17 protein-coding genes are annotated in these 16,009 nt (G+C 51.7%); 1 reads left to right on the forward strand and 16 read right to left on the reverse strand.

Translation table 11 applies throughout. The annotated features are described in order from the left end of the window. Positions 1 to 36: 36 nt before the first annotated feature. From nrdI to B6A39_RS11175, 5 genes are all read right to left on the reverse strand, one after another. Positions 37 to 486 (reverse strand): class Ib ribonucleoside-diphosphate reductase assembly flavoprotein NrdI, encoded by a 450-nt coding sequence (gene nrdI / locus B6A39_RS11155; protein WP_083005563.1) that lies wholly within the window; start codon positions 484 to 486, stop codon positions 37 to 39. A 9-nt stretch (positions 487 to 495) separates the two neighbouring features. Next, complete coding sequence (gene nrdH, locus B6A39_RS11160; RefSeq protein ID WP_009722061.1) at positions 496 to 717, reverse strand: glutaredoxin-like protein NrdH; 222 nt, start codon at positions 715 to 717, stop codon at positions 496 to 498. A 371-nt stretch (positions 718 to 1,088) separates the two neighbouring features. Next, positions 1,089 to 1,700, reverse strand: coding sequence for a superoxide dismutase (locus tag B6A39_RS11165; RefSeq protein WP_083005567.1), 612 nt, complete (start codon positions 1,698 to 1,700; stop codon positions 1,089 to 1,091). Positions 1,701 to 1,932: 232 nt separating this feature from the next. Further along, positions 1,933 to 2,859 carry an electron transfer flavoprotein subunit alpha/FixB family protein gene (locus tag B6A39_RS11170; RefSeq protein WP_083005571.1) on the reverse strand — a complete coding sequence of 309 codons (927 nt, stop codon included), beginning with the start codon at positions 2,857 to 2,859 and terminating at the stop codon, positions 1,933 to 1,935. 14 nt (positions 2,860 to 2,873) lie between these two features. After that, a complete protein-coding gene (locus B6A39_RS11175) occupies positions 2,874 to 3,623 on the reverse strand; it encodes an electron transfer flavoprotein subunit beta/FixA family protein (protein WP_009722058.1) in 750 nt (249 codons plus the stop codon). Positions 3,624 to 4,047: 424 nt separating this feature from the next. Between B6A39_RS11175 and B6A39_RS11180 the strand changes: the two genes are divergently transcribed. After that, entirely contained in the window at positions 4,048 to 5,712 is a 1,665-nt protein-coding gene (locus tag B6A39_RS11180) for an electron transfer flavoprotein-ubiquinone oxidoreductase (protein ID WP_083005575.1), read from the forward strand. 50 nt (positions 5,713 to 5,762) lie between these two features. Here the strand turns inward: B6A39_RS11180 and B6A39_RS11185 are convergent, their stop codons facing one another. The 11 genes from B6A39_RS11185 to fabG form a co-directional block, all read right to left on the reverse strand. Next, complete coding sequence (locus B6A39_RS11185; protein ID WP_083005578.1) at positions 5,763 to 7,970, reverse strand: ATP-dependent helicase; 2,208 nt, start codon at positions 7,968 to 7,970, stop codon at positions 5,763 to 5,765. Beyond that, positions 7,967 to 8,533, reverse strand: a complete 567-nt coding sequence (locus B6A39_RS11190; protein WP_083005582.1) for a DUF1285 domain-containing protein — start codon at positions 8,531 to 8,533, stop codon at positions 7,967 to 7,969. Before B6A39_RS11190 ends, B6A39_RS11185 begins: the two co-directional genes overlap by 4 nt. A 31-nt stretch (positions 8,534 to 8,564) precedes the next feature. After that, complete coding sequence (locus B6A39_RS11195) at positions 8,565 to 9,398, reverse strand: TatD family hydrolase (protein WP_083005586.1); 834 nt, start codon at positions 9,396 to 9,398, stop codon at positions 8,565 to 8,567. Between the two features lie 76 nt (positions 9,399 to 9,474). After that, positions 9,475 to 9,810, reverse strand: a complete 336-nt coding sequence (locus B6A39_RS11200; protein WP_083005589.1) for a PilZ domain-containing protein — start codon at positions 9,808 to 9,810, stop codon at positions 9,475 to 9,477. A 52-nt stretch (positions 9,811 to 9,862) separates the two neighbouring features. Then, positions 9,863 to 10,846: a DNA polymerase III subunit delta' gene (locus B6A39_RS11205; protein WP_083005592.1), complete on the reverse strand. Its 984-nt coding sequence runs from the start codon at positions 10,844 to 10,846 to the stop codon at positions 9,863 to 9,865. Continuing rightward, a complete protein-coding gene (tmk, locus tag B6A39_RS11210) occupies positions 10,837 to 11,490 on the reverse strand; it encodes a dTMP kinase (RefSeq protein ID WP_083005596.1) in 654 nt (217 codons plus the stop codon). Before tmk ends, B6A39_RS11205 begins: the two co-directional genes overlap by 10 nt. Before the next feature lie 68 nt (positions 11,491 to 11,558). Beyond that, entirely contained in the window at positions 11,559 to 12,566 is a 1,008-nt protein-coding gene (gene mltG, locus B6A39_RS11215) for an endolytic transglycosylase MltG (RefSeq protein ID WP_083005599.1), read from the reverse strand. A gap of 30 nt (positions 12,567 to 12,596) precedes the next feature. After that, positions 12,597 to 13,403: an aminodeoxychorismate lyase gene (pabC, locus tag B6A39_RS11220; protein ID WP_083005602.1), complete on the reverse strand. Its 807-nt coding sequence runs from the start codon at positions 13,401 to 13,403 to the stop codon at positions 12,597 to 12,599. 6 nt (positions 13,404 to 13,409) lie between these two features. Then, positions 13,410 to 14,648 (reverse strand): beta-ketoacyl-ACP synthase II, encoded by a 1,239-nt coding sequence (gene fabF / locus B6A39_RS11225; protein ID WP_083005605.1) that lies wholly within the window; start codon positions 14,646 to 14,648, stop codon positions 13,410 to 13,412. A gap of 193 nt (positions 14,649 to 14,841) precedes the next feature. Beyond that, on the reverse strand, positions 14,842 to 15,075 hold the full coding sequence (acpP, locus tag B6A39_RS11230) for an acyl carrier protein (RefSeq protein ID WP_083005609.1): 234 nt from the start codon (positions 15,073 to 15,075) through the stop codon (positions 14,842 to 14,844). A gap of 124 nt (positions 15,076 to 15,199) precedes the next feature. Continuing rightward, on the reverse strand, positions 15,200 to 15,943 hold the full coding sequence (gene fabG, locus B6A39_RS11235) for a 3-oxoacyl-ACP reductase FabG (protein ID WP_009722046.1): 744 nt from the start codon (positions 15,941 to 15,943) through the stop codon (positions 15,200 to 15,202). Positions 15,944 to 16,009 lie beyond the last annotated feature (66 nt).

Below are 16,009 nucleotides of genomic sequence, written 5' to 3' on the forward strand. Positions count from 1 at the left end.
TTTCTGCCGAGTTTTTTGTAGCGACATTATTAGAGGCTACGTTGCTAGAGACTGAGCTTGACGTTTCCAAAACTCTTCTACTCCTTTGCGGACCTTGGCGACATCGTCGTCAGTGCCAAACAGTTCAAATCGATAAAGCAGCGGCACTTGGCACTTTTTAGCAATAATTCGCCCTGCCAATCCGTATGCCTCACCAAAATTCGTATTACCAGCGGCAATAACACCTCTTAGGAGGTGCCGATTGTGCTCATCATTTAAAAATCGAATCACCTGCCCCGGCACTGCCCCTTCGGCATAGCCGCCACCATAGGTAGGTGTCACTAATATGTAGGGCTGCTCTACGCGTGGCGTTGGTTCTTCACGGTTTAGTGGCAGCCGCTGAGCGCTTAAGCCAAGCTTTTGTATAAAACGGTGGGTATTGCCTGACTTAGTGGAAAAATAAACTAACGAACGATTACGCCCAGCATCCACATCAGCGTTTTGCATAGCAACGTTTTACGCTAGTGCTTGAATGCGGTCAGGACGAAAACCAGACCAATGATCCTCACCCGCCACCACGACTGGTAACTGACGATAACCCAGCGCTTCCACTTCCTCCTGGGCACCGCTTTCAGCAGTAATATCGATAACGGTATATTCTAGGCCCTGCTTATCCAGTGCACGGTAAGTAGCGGTGCATTGAACACAAGCAGGCTTGCTATAAATTTGGATATCCATGGCTATTTTTTCCTTTTCATAGCGGTGTTTTTCGGGTAGAGCATATCTTGTGCTCGCCCTCTCTGGAAGACACAACGCATACTATATATAGACCATGAGAAAATCAATTCAAGCATATATGGTATTTTTTCATCCACAGGTTATTGACAGCTCGTACCCAATATCATACCCAGCAGCCTCTCAATAGCCGTCTAACCCCCCCCTCCCCTAACCACCCCACGAACGCTCTCAATAGCTCTCATTAGGGCCATCACAAGAGCGGCTTAAGAAATAGCTAAACCTTCTCCCAAAAACAAAAAACCGCTTCTCAATGGAAGCGGTTTTTTTCCAAGGCGCCAACTAGCTTGGCGCCTTTCTCACAGCGCGTGAGTTTAGGCGATAGCCGCCTGATAACGACGCTCAACATCTTCCCAATTGACTACGTTAAAAAAGGCTTCTACGTAATCAGGGCGCTTGTTTTGGAACTTCAGGTAGTATGCGTGCTCCCAAACATCCAGACCCAATACCGGCGTGTTGCCATGCATTAGCGGGCTGTCTTGGTTCAGGGTATTTTCAACGACTAGCTTTTTCTCAGGTGTAACGGAGAGCCATGCCCAGCCGCTACCAAAGCGACCTAGCGCCGCTTTCTTGAACGCTTCCTTAAACGCGTCAAGACCGCCTAGTTCGGCTTCAATAGCTTTTGCCACATCACCTTGAGCTTGACCACCACCATTAGGTGACATCATTTGCCAGAACATAGAATGGTTGGCATGGCCGCCACCGTTATTAATAACGGCTTGGCGCTTCTCTTCAGGTACACGATCAAGATTAGCAACCAGCTCCTCAACCGGCACGTCTTCAAGACCCGTGCCTTCAAGCGCAGCATTTAGGTTAGTAACGTAAGTGTTGTGATGACGAGAGTGGTGAATCTCCATCGTCATCGCATCGATATGCGGCTCAAGCGCGTCATAGGCGTACGGTAATTCTGGAAGTGTATGTGCCATGCTAACTTCTCCTTAAGTGGCTTTTATTACGTGCACTTAACTAAGTGTGGTCTTAACCCACCTTTTTCAACCATCACGGCTATATTTAGTTACCGTGAGTAGCGATTATTGATAACTGATACGTTTTATACCCCAGTACCTTAGTCAACTATTGACAGTTTATCGAATTCATCGCCAATAAAAAAGCCGACTTCTGGTGAAGTCGGCTTTTAGTCAGTTTAGATTCAGTGGCTTACAGCTTGCTTTCAAGCTCCGGCAAAATCTCGAAGAGATCGCCCACCAAACCATAATCAGCGACTTGGAAAATCGGCGCTTCTTCATCTTTGTTGATCGCAACAATGACTTTCGAGTCTTTCATGCCCGCCAAGTGCTGAATAGCACCAGAAATACCCACGGCAATATACAGCTCAGGGGCCACAATCTTACCGGTTTGGCCGACCTGCATATCATTGGGCACAAACCCAGCGTCTACGGCCGCTCGTGATGCGCCAATGGCAGCACCCAGCTTGTCAGCAATGCCGTCAAGCAGCTTAAAGTTTTCGCCGTTGCCCATACCACGACCACCAGATACCACTACTTTGGCACCGCCAAGTTCTGGGCGGTCGGATTGCGCCAGCTCTTGCTTAACAAAGCTAGACTGACCATTTTCGACCACTACTTCTACTGCTTCTAAAGAGGCGCTACCCGTGCTCTCGACCGCATCAAACGCGGTGGTACGCACGGTCATCACTTTCAGTGCGTCGTCGCTTTTTACTGTGGCGATGGCGTTGCCTGCATAGATGGGACGCAGGAAAGTATCTGCACTTTCAACGCCAATCACGTCGGACAGCTGGCTAACATCTTTTAAGGCAGCCAAGCGCGGCAGTACGTTTTTGCCGGTGGTAGAAGCGCTAGCCAACACGTGGGTATAGTCGCCAGCCAATTCAACCAATAGAGCTCCCATTGGCTCAGCCAACTGATGCGCATAAACAGCGTTATCTGCGATGCGAACTTTACTGACGCCATCAAGCTTTGCAGCAGCATCAGCGGCCGCTTGAACGCCTTCACCGGCCACCAATACGTCAATATCACCACCAATCGCCTTGGCAGCAGCAACTACATGGGCTGTTGCGCCCGCCAACTGACCTTCATGGAGGTCGGCAAGTACCAGAATGCTCATGAGATCAGCTCCTATTAAAGCACTTTGGCTTCGTTTTTCAGTTTGTCGATCAGTTCGTCTACCGAGGCGACTTTAACACCACCTTTACGCTCTGCCGGGGATTCCACTTTGAGCAGGCTAACTTTGGAGGCCACTTCAACGCCGTAATCAGCGGGCGTTTTAACATCCAGAGGCTTCTTTTTGGCCTTCATGATGTCTGGCAGCTTAGCGTAGCGCGGCTCGTTCAAACGCAAATCGGTGGTGACGATAGCGGGCAGAGAAAGCGCAACGGTTTGCAGACCACCATCGATTTCCCGAGTGACATTAACCTTGTCACCGTCAACGGCAACCTCAGAGGCAAAGGTACCCTGGGGAAGGTTGGTCAACGCGGCAAGCATTTGCCCTGTTTGGTTGTTGTCGGTATCGATGGCCTGCTTACCGAGAATCACCAAACCGGGCTGCTCTTCGTCAACGACTTTAGCAAGCAGCTTGGCCACCGCAAGCGATTCAACGCGCTCGTCGGTTTCAATATGGATAGCACGGTCTGCCCCAAGCGCCAGAGCGGTGCGCAACTGCTCTTGAGCTGCTTTAGGACCAACGGTAACGGCCACGACTTCTGTCGCAACACCCTTCTCTTTGAGGCGTACTGCTTCTTCTACGGCAATTTCGCAGAAGGGGTTCATCGCCATTTTGACGTTAGTAAGATCAACGTCAGAGTTGTCCGCTTTCACGCGGATTTTGACGTTATAGTCGATGACGCGTTTAACCGCGACGAGTACTTTCATAGATTCCTCGCTTGGCTTGTGATGGAAGCCGTTAGCCTGTCCCAGCATCGTACCAACTGATGCCGCTTAAAATAGGGGCGACGTTAATTTTTAAAACGACACCTTAAAAATTCATGCAAGCGTTTGATAGGTCTGTAAATGAAAAACCCTATCAATCTGCCACAACCTAGTGACTAGCGACAACATCGATTAACTACGGCCTTGGTCGTAGCAGCGATGTAAACTCCATGGATAAATGGTGCTTTTGCCATCGTAGGGGTGACCTTACAGGGGTATTATGCCTATCATGGAGCATAACCAGAAGCAAACGACCGTTTAAAATTAAGGCCATCTTTTTATAAGCTAGTTCTCATAACGCTCATTTGACGTTCACACAGGCTAGTTTTTGTAAATAATGGCACTTATGAGAATAAGGAGAAGCTGGGTGGAAAATGTTGAACGCGATGTCATGGACTTCGATGTAGTCATTGTCGGGGCTGGCCCGTCTGGTCTGGCTGCTGCCTGCCGTTTAATGCAACAGGCAAACCAAGCAGAACAAGAGCTGACGGTTTGTGTAGTAGAAAAAGGCTCCGAAGTCGGCGCCCATATTCTTTCCGGTGCTGTCTTTGAGCCCCGCGCACTGGCAGAACTATTTCCTGATTGGGAAGAGCGCGGTGCGCCGCTCAACACACCTGCCGTTCGTGACGATGTTTATCTATTAAAAGATGCCCAAAAAGCGCAAAAAATCCCTAATGCCCTAGTGCCAAAAAGCATGCATAACACTGGCGGCGAACTTACTCGCTATGTGATTAGCGCAGGCAATCTGTGTCGCTGGCTGGCCGAGCAGGCCGAAGCCCTTGGGGTGGAAATATTCCCCGGCTTTGCTGCCCAGGAAGTAATTATCGAAGACGATGCAGTACACGGCATTCTCATTGGTGACATGGGCGTTGGCGCAGATGGCACACCCAAAGATGGCCATATGCCGGGTATGGAGCTACGTGCTAAGTACACGCTATTTGCCGAAGGTGCCCGCGGCCACTTAGGAAAACGGTTAATCAAAGAGTTTTCGCTAGATGCTGGCCGTGACCCTCAGCACTATGGGATTGGCTTGAAAGAACTGTGGGATGTTCCCGCCGACAAACATGAACCTGGACTGGTGCTTCACGGCTCGGGCTGGCCGCTTGAGAAAGACACTCACGGCGGCTGGTTCCTTTACCACGCAGAAAACCAGCAGGTCGTCGTTGGCCTCATTATGGATCTTGGTTATAAGAACCCTTGGCTGTCACCTTTTGATGAATTCCAGCGCATGAAGCATCACCCGGTGCTTAGCCAATATTTAGAAGGCGGCAAACGGGTTGCTTATGGTGCGCGCGCCATTACGAAAGGCGGTTTTAATTGCCTACCGAAAATGACGTTCCCTGGTGGCCTGTTGATTGGCTGCGATGCAGGTACGCTGAACTTTGCCAAAATCAAAGGCCTGCACACGGCAATGAAATCTGGCATGGTCGCGGCTGAAAGCGTCTTTGAGGCCATTAAAGGTGGTGATGAAGGTGCTCAGGAGCTGGCTAGCTTCACTGAGAAATGGGAAGCCAGCTGGGCCTATGAAGAACTGAAAGAGAGCGCAAGCTTTGGGCCTGCTATCCATAAATATGGCACGGTAGGCGGCGGCGCTTACAATTTCGCCAATCAACTACTGGGTAATAAGCTACCCAATGTTCACGACACCACCACCGACCACGGCGCACTAAAACCGGCAGCCGAGTTTGAAAAAATCAATTATCCGAAGCCCGATGGCAAGTTGTCGTTTGATAAGTCGACCTCCGTCTTCTTATCCAACACTAACCACGAAGAAGACCAGCCCTGTCATCTGCGCCTAGCAGACCCAGAACTGCCAATTCGCGATAACCTACCGACCTATGCAGAGCCAGCTCAACGCTACTGTCCTGCAGGGGTTTATGAAGTAGTGGAAGATGATCAAGGAAAGCCACGCTTCCAGATCAACTTTCAGAACTGCGTGCACTGCAAAACCTGCGATATTAAAGACCCTGCCCAAAATATTACCTGGGTAGCACCAGAAGGCGGCGGCGGGCCTAACTATCCCAACATGTAACCACTCCAATAGGTAATTCGCACCACTAGAGGGTCATGCGGCGCAGCCAGTTACGCTGGCTGCGCCGGGGGCTCTAAGCACTCAATCGGCGCGCGTCGAGCAATGAGACGCCGCCGACCGGCCTGTGCAAACCTCACATCGATGACAGGGTCGGAGGGATTGCCTTCCACCGACGCGACCTCTCCTTCTCCAAACACGGCATGTATCAAGCGTTGACCAGGGTAAAAACGTGCATCTGCCTGATAACTTGCCGTTGCCTCATTGATCTGCGGCGCTGCCAGCTCAATATCCGTTCGCCCTAACCGCTCAAGATAGCGCTTCACCAAGCTCGGTGATGTTACCTGCACAGCCGTTGCGGGTGTATCTTGACGCGACAAACATGACGCCACCCGCAAACTATCCTGCCAAGCGCTTTCCGCAATAAAGCGACTAGGCCGATGAACACCACCATCATGCAACACCAGCAGTTGCTCTTGAGCCCGCGTAATCGCTACGTAAAACAGTCGTCGCTCTTCTTCTAACCTCTCATCATTGAGCGGATTGTCACGACTGTAGTGCGGAAAGTCCTCTTCATTCACTCCAGCAACGGCGACCAACGGCCACTCTAGACCTTTCGCTCCGTGCACCGTGCTAATCAGAACACCGCCAGCTTGGTTCTCTACTGGACGTTCGAGCAGTTCGATAAACGCACCTGGATCTTTCACGCTATCGGCCTGCTCGATAAGCACATCCAATAGACGAACGTCCTCTTCGCCCTTATCGCGTCTTGCCGCTGCTCGCTTTAAGGTTTTTTCCGCTTCGATCGTTTCCACCACATGACTCAGCAGCTTTGCAGGCGGCCAACCACTTAATTTGGGCAGCTCACATAGCAGCGCCCAGCGCTTTTTAAGCGTACGGCGCTGCAGCGGCTTTAAAGAGGTTAGTACCGGCTCGTGGCGTTCAGGCCAGCGCTGGGTGCTGGCCAGCTGATAGGCGAGCTGCTGAAGCCGCTCACGGGCAACAAAAGGCGTTGGCTGAGAGAGCAAAAGCAAGAGTTGCTCTGGATCGTGCAGCAGCTCTGGCTGGCGAGACAGTTTCAAATAGCCAGCCAATGCCTGCACGAGAGGGAGTCGGAAAACGAAACGATCTTCTCGTTGAAGACGAAATGGAATACCCGCCTGCAGTAACGCCAACTGAAATGGCACCGAAAGCGCCCAACTACGCACCAGCAGACTAACATCGCTCAACGCGCGCCCCTGCGCTTGCCAATCAACTAAGGCATCGAGCAGCAGTCGGCTGCCCTGGCCGACAGATATATGGGTCTCAGGATTATTAGCATCCGCCAAACAGAGCTGGTCTGGTCGGCGCTGATTAGCCATGATGGCATGGTTAGCGGTCAGCGCCAGCGCGTGGCCATGACGAAACGTTATAGAGAGCGGGTAGTCTGTGGCGCTGCCAAACGTGGCGGTAAAGTTCTCCAGCATGGTATCGGGGCGTGCGCCCCGCCATTCGTAGATGCACTGATTCGCATCACCTACTGCCATCACATTGGCGCTGGAGCCCGCCAACACCGCCAGCAACCGCTGCTGGGCCGTATTGATATCCTGGTATTCATCAATGATCACATGGTCAAGAAAACCTTCCACACGACTGCGCAAGGTCTGTTCAGCTTCTAACACTTGCAGGGGTCTGTAGAGCAAATCGGCATAGGTCATGACGCCTTCAACATGCAACAGCCGTTCAGCTTCATCAAATGCCCTGGGAAAGTAGTCAGTATCCGGCTCGTAATTAAGACGCTTGTAAAGCACATCAGCCGATAGCATTTCCGCTTTTACCAGCCCACAGAAATGAGCAAGCGCTTCTAATCGATCACCTTCGATAGCCGCATCGCGACGCTCAACGGCATCGTGAAGCACATTCAAGCTCGCCTGACGTAAAAGTCGCTCTAGCTGCCAATCAGCAGACAGCAGGCGTCTCGGCGCAAGCGCCCCCCAGCGACACAGACTCTGCGTCAATCGATGACCAAGGGAGTGAAAGGTGCGCACATCTGGCAATGTCTGCCCTTGAGGCGCCATGCTGATCAGGCGGCGTTGAAAATCGTCTCGGGCTGAGCGGTTAAACATCAGCACCAGCATACGCTTCGGTGACACACCAGACGCTAACAGGTGGAGCACCCTTGCCGCCATAGTGGTGGTCTTGCCCGCTCCCGCAACAGCAGCTACGCGGGCATGCCCCTCGCGATGATGGACAACGGCTTGCTGTTCAGCGGTTAACTTCACGTCACCTCGCCTAGCATCGCATCATCGGCATTAAACTGACCTAAGACATACCAAGATCCTGCGCTGTAGAGTCGGCATTGGCATTCGCCGTCGCCTGCTTCGCTCAGCGTGGCCTGCTCTACCAACCGATAATACACATTGCGATGCAAGCGAGCCGCTAGTCCAAAGCGCACGGCACATTCAGGGGCAAGGACGCCCTCAGGCGTTTTGGAGAGACTAAGCGGGTGCTCTGCATCCACACGAACAACGTCATCGAATTGGGTCGTCAGCCACCAAGCATCATCGTGGAAATCTGCTTCTACCGCCACGAACGGGCAGTCAACCACGGTGACACGCCAACGCTCAACCGGCGTTACTAGGCAATAGCCATCGGCATCGCGTCGTAATAGGCTCGCTAACAACCGTGGTATGGCAAGGCGCTCAAACGGCTTTCCTTCATGCAGCCACGTGCCATCAGCCTGGATAACGATATCAATATCACCACTAAGTGCTGGCTGCCACTCATCAACGGGGGGAATCGTCGCCGAGCCGTTAAATTGCTGCATAAGCCGATCAATATTCATCGCTTATCTCCCAGGCTGTGCTTTCAGCCACTTATACCACTAAACCTGACTGCGCCAACGCTTCCTTTACGCTATCAGGTGCATCGGGCACGGCAGCGCGGAACAGATGATAAAAATTGGCAGTGGTTTGCATCGCCACCTCATCAACGCTAATTCCCCGCTCTTTAGCGATACACTCTGCCACCTCAACCACCCAGGCGGGTTCGTTGGGTTTTCCACGATAAGGAACAGGCGCCAAATAAGGGCTATCGGTTTCAATCAGCAGTCGGTCAAGCGGCAGTTTTCTGGCCAACTCTCTAAGCGACGCAGCATTGCGGAAGGTAATAATACCCGATAGCGAGATATAGAACCCAAGCCGCACAGCTTCACGCGCCATATCTAAATCTTCAGTAAAACAGTGTAATACGCCGCCCACCTCAGGATTAGTGTGCTCACGCAGCAACGCTAACGTGTCTTCTTTCGCTTCACGAGTATGAATAATAACCGGCAGCTCTAGCTCATTGGCCGCAATTAAATGGCGCTTAAATCGCTCGCTCTGAACCTCTACAGGCACGCTGTCTTGATAGTGATAATCCAGCCCTGTCTCACCGATGGCGACGGCACCGTATTGTTCAGCAGCATCAACAATATCGCTTACGCTTGGCTCTTTTGAGGCCTGATGTAGCGGATGCAATCCCGCCGAAATAACCACATCGTGGTGCTCACGGGCGATTGCCGCTAACCCCGGCATCTCCTCAAGCGTCACCGCAATAGCTAAGAACTGGTTCACGTTAGCAGCACGAGCAGCTGCCAGCGTTGCGGCAATATCGCCATCATGGGTGAGTTCAGATAAGCGGTCTAAATGGCAGTGGGAATCGACAAACATGCAGCTCTCTTAAAGTCTCGTAAACAAGTGAAGGGCAGGCTTTATTCAGTGCTATTGCGGTACTAGCCAGGTGCTATCAAAGCGTAAAGGACGGTGGTGCTTTATCTAACTGTCCAGCCAGCAACGTTTCAATACGATCACGAACGGAGTAGTCCTGCTGACTGAAGTGCACCCCAATACCTGGCATTCGTTGTCCACTCACGCCTTCAGGAGAAACCCAAACAACATGGCCAGAGATAGAAAGTCGTTCACTCTCTCCTGGCAGGGTCAGCAATAGATAAACCTGCTGCCCAAGCCTGTAGGGCGCTTTAGTCGGGACAAAAATACCGCCTCTATCTAGAAAAGGCATATACGCGGAAAGTAACGTCGGTATATCCGGTATTGTCAAAGAAAGTGCTTTTTGAACCGTCATAACAGCCTCGTTGGCAACAACCCTATTAGCAGCAACCCTATTAGCAGCGACCCTAGGAGCGCAACAGCGCCGACCAGCGCACCAGCCACGCTTCAAGCACTAGCTGAGGGTTCGGGTTAGCGCCGACTGCAAATAAACGTCGCTGCTCTCGGGCATAGTCCAGTAATCGGAACCAATCCTGCACCCGACCATTTTTCATCGCTTGACGGTATAACGGCTCTAAATCAGGGTTATGCAGCACCGAGGTTTCGCCAGACAAACCTAGCCGTATCAGGTCTTCAAGCCAAGCAATACCGTACCACAAGATGGCATCAATGGCCTGACGATCAAGCCTGGCAGCTTCTGAAACAGGCTCAGCACCACGCACTAACTGCTCGAAACTGTCATGAATTTGATGGCGAAGAGCGCGCTCCTCTGGCGTTGCTAATTCTACTGCAAGCAGCGGCAAACCACCCGACACTCGCCACCAAAAATGTGCTTCGTCGCTGCCAAGTTTCTCAGTCAACCAGCCACGGCAATCATTATAAGAGACACTGGCTAATGGCCACTGCTGACAGCGAGAGCGAATCGTGGGTAGCGTTCGCGAAGGGACGTCTGACAGCAAAATAAATAGCGTTTTATCGCCAGGCTCTTCAAGGCTTTTGAGCAATGCGTTTGCCGCTGCAATATTCATTGCTTCCGCGGGAGAGATCACGATCACACGATAACCTCCCTGCTGCGCGGTTTGCGAAACAAAGCGGTTTACATCACGTATGGGGTCAATTCGAATCTGGCGCTTACCCTCTTCTGGAGAAATGCGCATCAAGTCGGGGTGGTAGCCTGAAGCCAACATGGCACAGCTATGACAATGACCACAGGCTAGCTCGCCAGGCTGTGCGCACAACGTTCGAGCAATCAACGCTTCCGCCAACTGCTGCTTGCCAACTCCGTGAGCACCGCTGATTAACAGCGCATGCGGCAGTCGTCCTTCATTAGTGAGACGAATCAACTGGTGCCACGTAGACTGGTGCCAAGGCAGCACCCCCGTTATTGCCATAACGCCACTCGCTCTTCTAGCGCTTGAGCTAGTGATGCCTGCACTTGATCAAGCGCTTGCCCCGCATCAACAATCGCAAAGCGCTGGGGGGCGGCAGCGGCACGCTCTAAGTAGGCCCGCCGCACTGCTTCGAAAAAGGTTATTTGCTCTTGCTCAAAGCGATCACGCTGCGTTTGCTGGTCTCTTAAGCGCCCTTCAAGACGCTCTTTCGCAGCATCGGGTGACATATCTAGCAATAGGGTTAAATCTGGGGAAAGGCCTTTTTGCACGAACTGCTCCAGTTGAGCAATCCGATCTGTCTCAATACCACGGCCGCCGCCCTGGTAAGCAAAGGTAGCATCGGTAAAACGATCACAGATCACCCAGGCACCGCGCTTAAGGGCTGGGACTATTTTTTGCGCTAGATGCTGGGCTCGCGCGGCAAACATTAATAGTAATTCGGCATCACTGTGCAAGGGCTCATCGAAAGAGGGATCAAGCAGCAATCCTCGAATCGCTTCAGCGCGCGGCGTTCCCCCGGGCTCACGGGTTCGCACAACCTCTATCCCGCGCTCTTGTAGCCATGTTTCTACAAACGCCACGTTAGTAGATTTTCCGACTCCCTCACCACCCTCAAGGGTGATGAAGCGTCCGCGCTTGCTCATTGAAGCCCCTTACTAAGTAAATTCGAAAAAAACACATCACACCACACTTAAACAATGACTTAACCTAATTAGCGATTTCGAATATAGCGATTAACCGCATTATTGTGCTCACGTAACGTTCGTGAAAAATGGTGGGTACCGTCACCGCGAGAGACGAAATAAAGCGTTTCTCCGGGTAGCGGATTCACAGCCGCTTCAAGGGAGGCGCGCCCGGGTAAGGCAATCGGCGTTGGTGGCATGCCGTCGATCACATAGGTGTTATAGGGGGTCGCCTCACGTAAATCTGCACGCGTGATCCTACCCTCATAGCGTTCGCCCATGCCATAAATGACGGTGGGATCTGTTTGCAAACGCATTCCCTGCTCCATACGGCGTTTAAAGACACCTGCAATCTCTCGACGCTCTTCGGGCGCTCCCGTTTCACGCTCAATGAGCGATGCCATAATGAGCGCTTCGTAAGGCGTATCGATCGTCAGGTCATCATCACGCCCGTCCCAGACTTCTTCTAGAATCCGCTCCATGCGGGAAAGTGCCTGGCGTAGAATATCAACGTCACTCATACCCAGGTGGTAGCGGTAAGTATCAGGAAAAAACCAGCCTTCAGGAAAAGTACCTTCACGGCCCAGCAACGACATAATTTCGTCGTCACCTAACTCTGCCGTCTGGTTCTCAAGTTTTGGCGCATTGTTCAGCAACTCGCGCATTTGACGGAACGTCCACCCTTCAGGAATCGTTAATGGGTAAGTGACAACGTTATTGCTCCCTAAGAGAGCAATCAGTTCAAGACCGCTCATGCCTGGGGTTAGCTGATACTCTCCCACCCTTAAGCGTGGTACACGCTCAGGCTCAACACGCGCCAATAGTTGAAATGCCCAAGCATCTTCAATAAAGCCCTGGCTTTCCAGCTCTCGAACGACCTGATTGAACCCAGCACCCGCAGAAACCTGGTAAAGCGCAGGCTCCTCAAGTGTGACCGGTGCCGATAAGCGGTGCTGCCAGTAAGCATAGCCACCCACAACTGCTGCGAATCCAACCACGACCACGACACCGACGGCAGCTAAAAACCGTTTCACCATGACACCTCAATAATGTTGATAAAATTCTGCCTAACGGGATGTCGGCGAATAGCCAAGTAAGTCATGGCCTATTACTTGCAGCCTATCTTGATCTGCCAGCGGCCAAGACTGCAGGACTAAACCTGCTTCACTTAAAAGCTTACTCACTGGCCACACACCCTGTACCGAGTTAGCTACCCAAAGACGATCAACTTCATGGATAGCATTCAGCGCAATAGGGGCTTCCTTTACCACGCCACGATCCAATAATGCGGCACGCAGCGTACCCGCCACGCCACACTGCGATAATGGCGGTGTAAAGAGCACTCCCGCTTGCTGCCAAAAGACATTCATACTGGTGGCTTCCACCAGCCAGCCATCAGCATCTCCAAGCAACCCCTCGGCGATGGCGGGGTCATTCCACTCCTGGCGCGCTAGTACATTTTCCAATCGATTAAGGTGTTTAATACCTGCTAAAAGCGGCTGATGCCCCAAACGCAACTGACAAATCCGTACGTTAACACCCTCATGCCAACGGTCAGCATTTACCACAAAAGGTGTTCTACGGCTAAGCAAGCGAGGTTGAGGGCTATCCGGCATCGCATACCCTCTCCCACCACTTCCTCGGGTTAGGATTAGTTTGAGTATTTCAAGCTCGGCGTTAGACGGAGATTGCCAAGTGGCGACCAACTGCTCCATAGAGGGCAACGGAATATTCAAACGCTGACAGCCCAGCAGTAAGCGCGCGTAATGATAATCCCATAGCACAGGGACTCCAGCGCGCAGCAGTACTGTTTCAAATACTCCGTCACCATACGCAAGCCCTCGGTCGTCAAACGGCACCTGGGGCATTGGCATTGCGTGCTATACCTTTTTAAACAGCAATGAGCCGTTGGTACCACCGAACCCAAACGAGTTTGAGAGCGCTATATCAATGGGCATCTCCCGCGCGGTGTGCGGTACATAATCAAGATTACAACCTTCCTGCGGGTTATCCAGGTTAATGGTCGGCGGCGCAACCTGATCTCGAATAGCCAGAATACTAAACACCGCCTCAACTGCTCCTGCAGCGCCTAATAGATGGCCAATCATTGATTTGGTAGAGCTCACAGCAACCTGCTGAGCTGCGCTACCAAGCACTTTTTCGATCGCTCGGCTTTCTGCTAAGTCACCCGCCGCGGTAGACGTGCCATGCGCATTAATATATTGCACATCCGAGGGATCAATACGCGCATCTTTAATGGCATTGCTCATGGAAAGTGCAGCACCACGACCATCTTCCGGCGGCGCTGTCATATGATAGGCATCATCACTCATACCAAAGCCTGCAAGCTCTGCGTAGATGTTGGCACCACGCGCTTTAGCGTGCTCGTACTCTTCCAAGACAAGCACACCCGCACCATCTGACAGCACGAAGCCGTCACGATCAGTATCCCATGGGCGACTCGCAGCCTGAGGATCTTCATTGCGAGTAGAGAGCGCTCGTGCTGCCGAAAAACCGCCCAACCCTAATGGTGTCGTGGCCATTTCCGCACCACCACAAATCATTACATCGGCATCGCCGTAAGCAATCGTGCGAGCACTGTAGCCAATATTATGGGTACCTGTTGTACACGCTGTGGTGATCGCGATATTCGGGCCTTTGAAGCCGTGCTGAATCGCCATGTTGCCGGAAATCATATTAATAATTGAACCTGGCACAAAAAACGGCGAAACACGGCGTGCGCCTCCCTTATTTAGCGCATTATGGTTATGTTCAATCATCGGCAAACCACCAATGCCTGAACCAATAGCCACACCAATTCGCTCAGCATTCTCTTCGGTACACTCAAGCCCAGAGTCCTGAACGGCTTGGGCTCCTGCCGCCATACCGTACTGGATAAACAAATCCATCTTGCGTGCGTCTTTGGGATTCAGATAGGGACTAATATCGAAGTTTTTAACCGATCCTCCAAAACGCGTGTTGAAGCCACTTGTATCAAAGTGCTCAATCGGCGCTATGCCACTTTTGCCGGCGACAATATTTGCCCACGACTCATTAACACTGTTGCCCACTGGGGTCACCAGGCCTAACCCAGTTACCACTACCCTTCTTCGCGCCATCAGCTTTCCTCCAGGCATCCATGGTGACACGACCCATCTGGGTCATTTGCTGCAGAGATTTGGTGACTAGTATAACGGAGATTGAACGTTATATTCATTGTGACAACAAAGCAAAAAAGCCGCCCCTACTCAGGACGGCTTTTTATACGGGTGGGTAAGCACCCCACCCTGGCTCACTGCTTCGACTTAACCCTTACTGATGGGTGTTTACGTAGTCGATAGCTTCTTGAACCGTGGTGATTTTTTCAGCTTCTTCGTCAGGAATTTCAGTATCAAATTCCTCTTCAAGTGCCATCACCAGCTCAACGGTGTCAAGAGAATCAGCACCCAGGTCTTCAGTAAAAGAAGAGCTGTTCTGGATGTCTTCTTCTTTAACGTTCAGGCGCTCTGCCACAACTTTCTTAACGCGCTCTTCAATAGTACTCATCAACGTACTCCAGTCGTTCACATTAGCCGTTTTTGATAACCAGCCATTTGGAAACCGCAAGCCAAAAGCTGCGGGGTAGTTTATAGACGCCCTTAAGCTGACGCAACCGCCAAACCTAAGGCCATCAACGCATATTCATGCCGCCGTTAACGTGTAGCGTTTCGCCAGTGATATAACCTGCAGCATCACTTGTCAAAAATCCAACGGCAGCGGCAATTTCCTCAGGCCCGCCTAAACGCGAAAGAGGAATTTGCTTAAGCAGCATTTCATGCTGCGCTTCAGGCAACGCTTCCGTCATATCCGTTGCAATAAACCCAGGCGCAACCGCATTAACCGTAATAGCACGGGAAGCGACTTCACGCGCTAAAGCACGACTAAAACCTTCCATTCCTGCTTTGGCGGCGGCGTAGTTAGTTTGGCCTAGGTTACCCATCGTTGCCACTACAGAACTTATCGACACGATACGCCCAAAGCGGGCCTTTGTCATACCACGCAGACACGCCTTGCTAACGCGATAAACAGATTTGAGATTGGTATCCATCACGGAGTCCCACTCATCTTCTTTCATGCGCATTAACAAATTGTCACGGGTAATGCCGGCATTATTGACCAAAATCGTGGGCGCACCAAAGCGTTCGCCAATTGTTTTGAGCACCTGATCAATACTCTGCTGATCAGTAACATTAAGGCACATACCTGCACCTTCAATGCCATTCTCTTTTAGATCAGCATCAATTTTTTCAGCGCCCGATTCGCTAGTGGCAGTTCCCACTACGATACGTCCTTGACGCCCAAGCTCATGAGCAATGGCTCGCCCAATACCTCGGCTAGCACCAGTAACTAGTGCCACTCTTCGTTCTTGAGTCATAACGTTCTTCCTTCAACCTAACTAAGCAAGGGTAGCGGAAAATAGCGACTTAACACGCGCCATTTC

Origin of the sequence: Halomonas sp. GT, from assembly GCF_002082565.1 — a bacterium.
Taxonomy (GTDB): domain Bacteria; phylum Pseudomonadota; class Gammaproteobacteria; order Pseudomonadales; family Halomonadaceae; genus Vreelandella.

Bases quoted from the DNA above. Each gene is read 5' to 3' on its own strand.
- nrdI (WP_083005563.1), bottom strand. From the start codon at position 486: ATGCAAAACGCTGATGTGGATGCTGGGCGTAATCGTTCGTTAGTTTAT.
- nrdH (WP_009722061.1), bottom strand. From the start codon at position 717: ATGGATATCCAAATTTATAGCAAGCCTGCTTGTGTTCAATGCACCGCT.
- B6A39_RS11165 (WP_083005567.1), bottom strand. From the start codon at position 1,700: ATGGCACATACACTTCCAGAATTACCGTACGCCTATGACGCGCTTGAG.
- B6A39_RS11170 (WP_083005571.1), bottom strand. From the start codon at position 2,859: ATGAGCATTCTGGTACTTGCCGACCTCCATGAAGGTCAGTTGGCGGGC.
- B6A39_RS11175 (WP_009722058.1), bottom strand. From the start codon at position 3,623: ATGAAAGTACTCGTCGCGGTTAAACGCGTCATCGACTATAACGTCAAA.
- B6A39_RS11190 (WP_083005582.1), bottom strand. From the start codon at position 8,533: ATGAATATTGATCGGCTTATGCAGCAATTTAACGGCTCGGCGACGATT.
- B6A39_RS11195 (WP_083005586.1), bottom strand. From the start codon at position 9,398: ATGTTTGTCGATTCCCACTGCCATTTAGACCGCTTATCTGAACTCACC.
- B6A39_RS11200 (WP_083005589.1), bottom strand. From the start codon at position 9,810: ATGACGGTTCAAAAAGCACTTTCTTTGACAATACCGGATATACCGACG.
- B6A39_RS11205 (WP_083005592.1), bottom strand. From the start codon at position 10,846: ATGGCAATAACGGGGGTGCTGCCTTGGCACCAGTCTACGTGGCACCAG.
- tmk (WP_083005596.1), bottom strand. From the start codon at position 11,490: ATGAGCAAGCGCGGACGCTTCATCACCCTTGAGGGTGGTGAGGGAGTC.
- mltG (WP_083005599.1), bottom strand. From the start codon at position 12,566: ATGGTGAAACGGTTTTTAGCTGCCGTCGGTGTCGTGGTCGTGGTTGGA.
- pabC (WP_083005602.1), bottom strand. From the start codon at position 13,403: ATGCCAATGCCCCAGGTGCCGTTTGACGACCGAGGGCTTGCGTATGGT.
- fabF (WP_083005605.1), bottom strand. From the start codon at position 14,648: ATGGCGCGAAGAAGGGTAGTGGTAACTGGGTTAGGCCTGGTGACCCCA.
- acpP (WP_083005609.1), bottom strand. From the start codon at position 15,075: ATGAGTACTATTGAAGAGCGCGTTAAGAAAGTTGTGGCAGAGCGCCTG.
- fabG (WP_009722046.1), bottom strand. From the start codon at position 15,943: ATGACTCAAGAACGAAGAGTGGCACTAGTTACTGGTGCTAGCCGAGGT.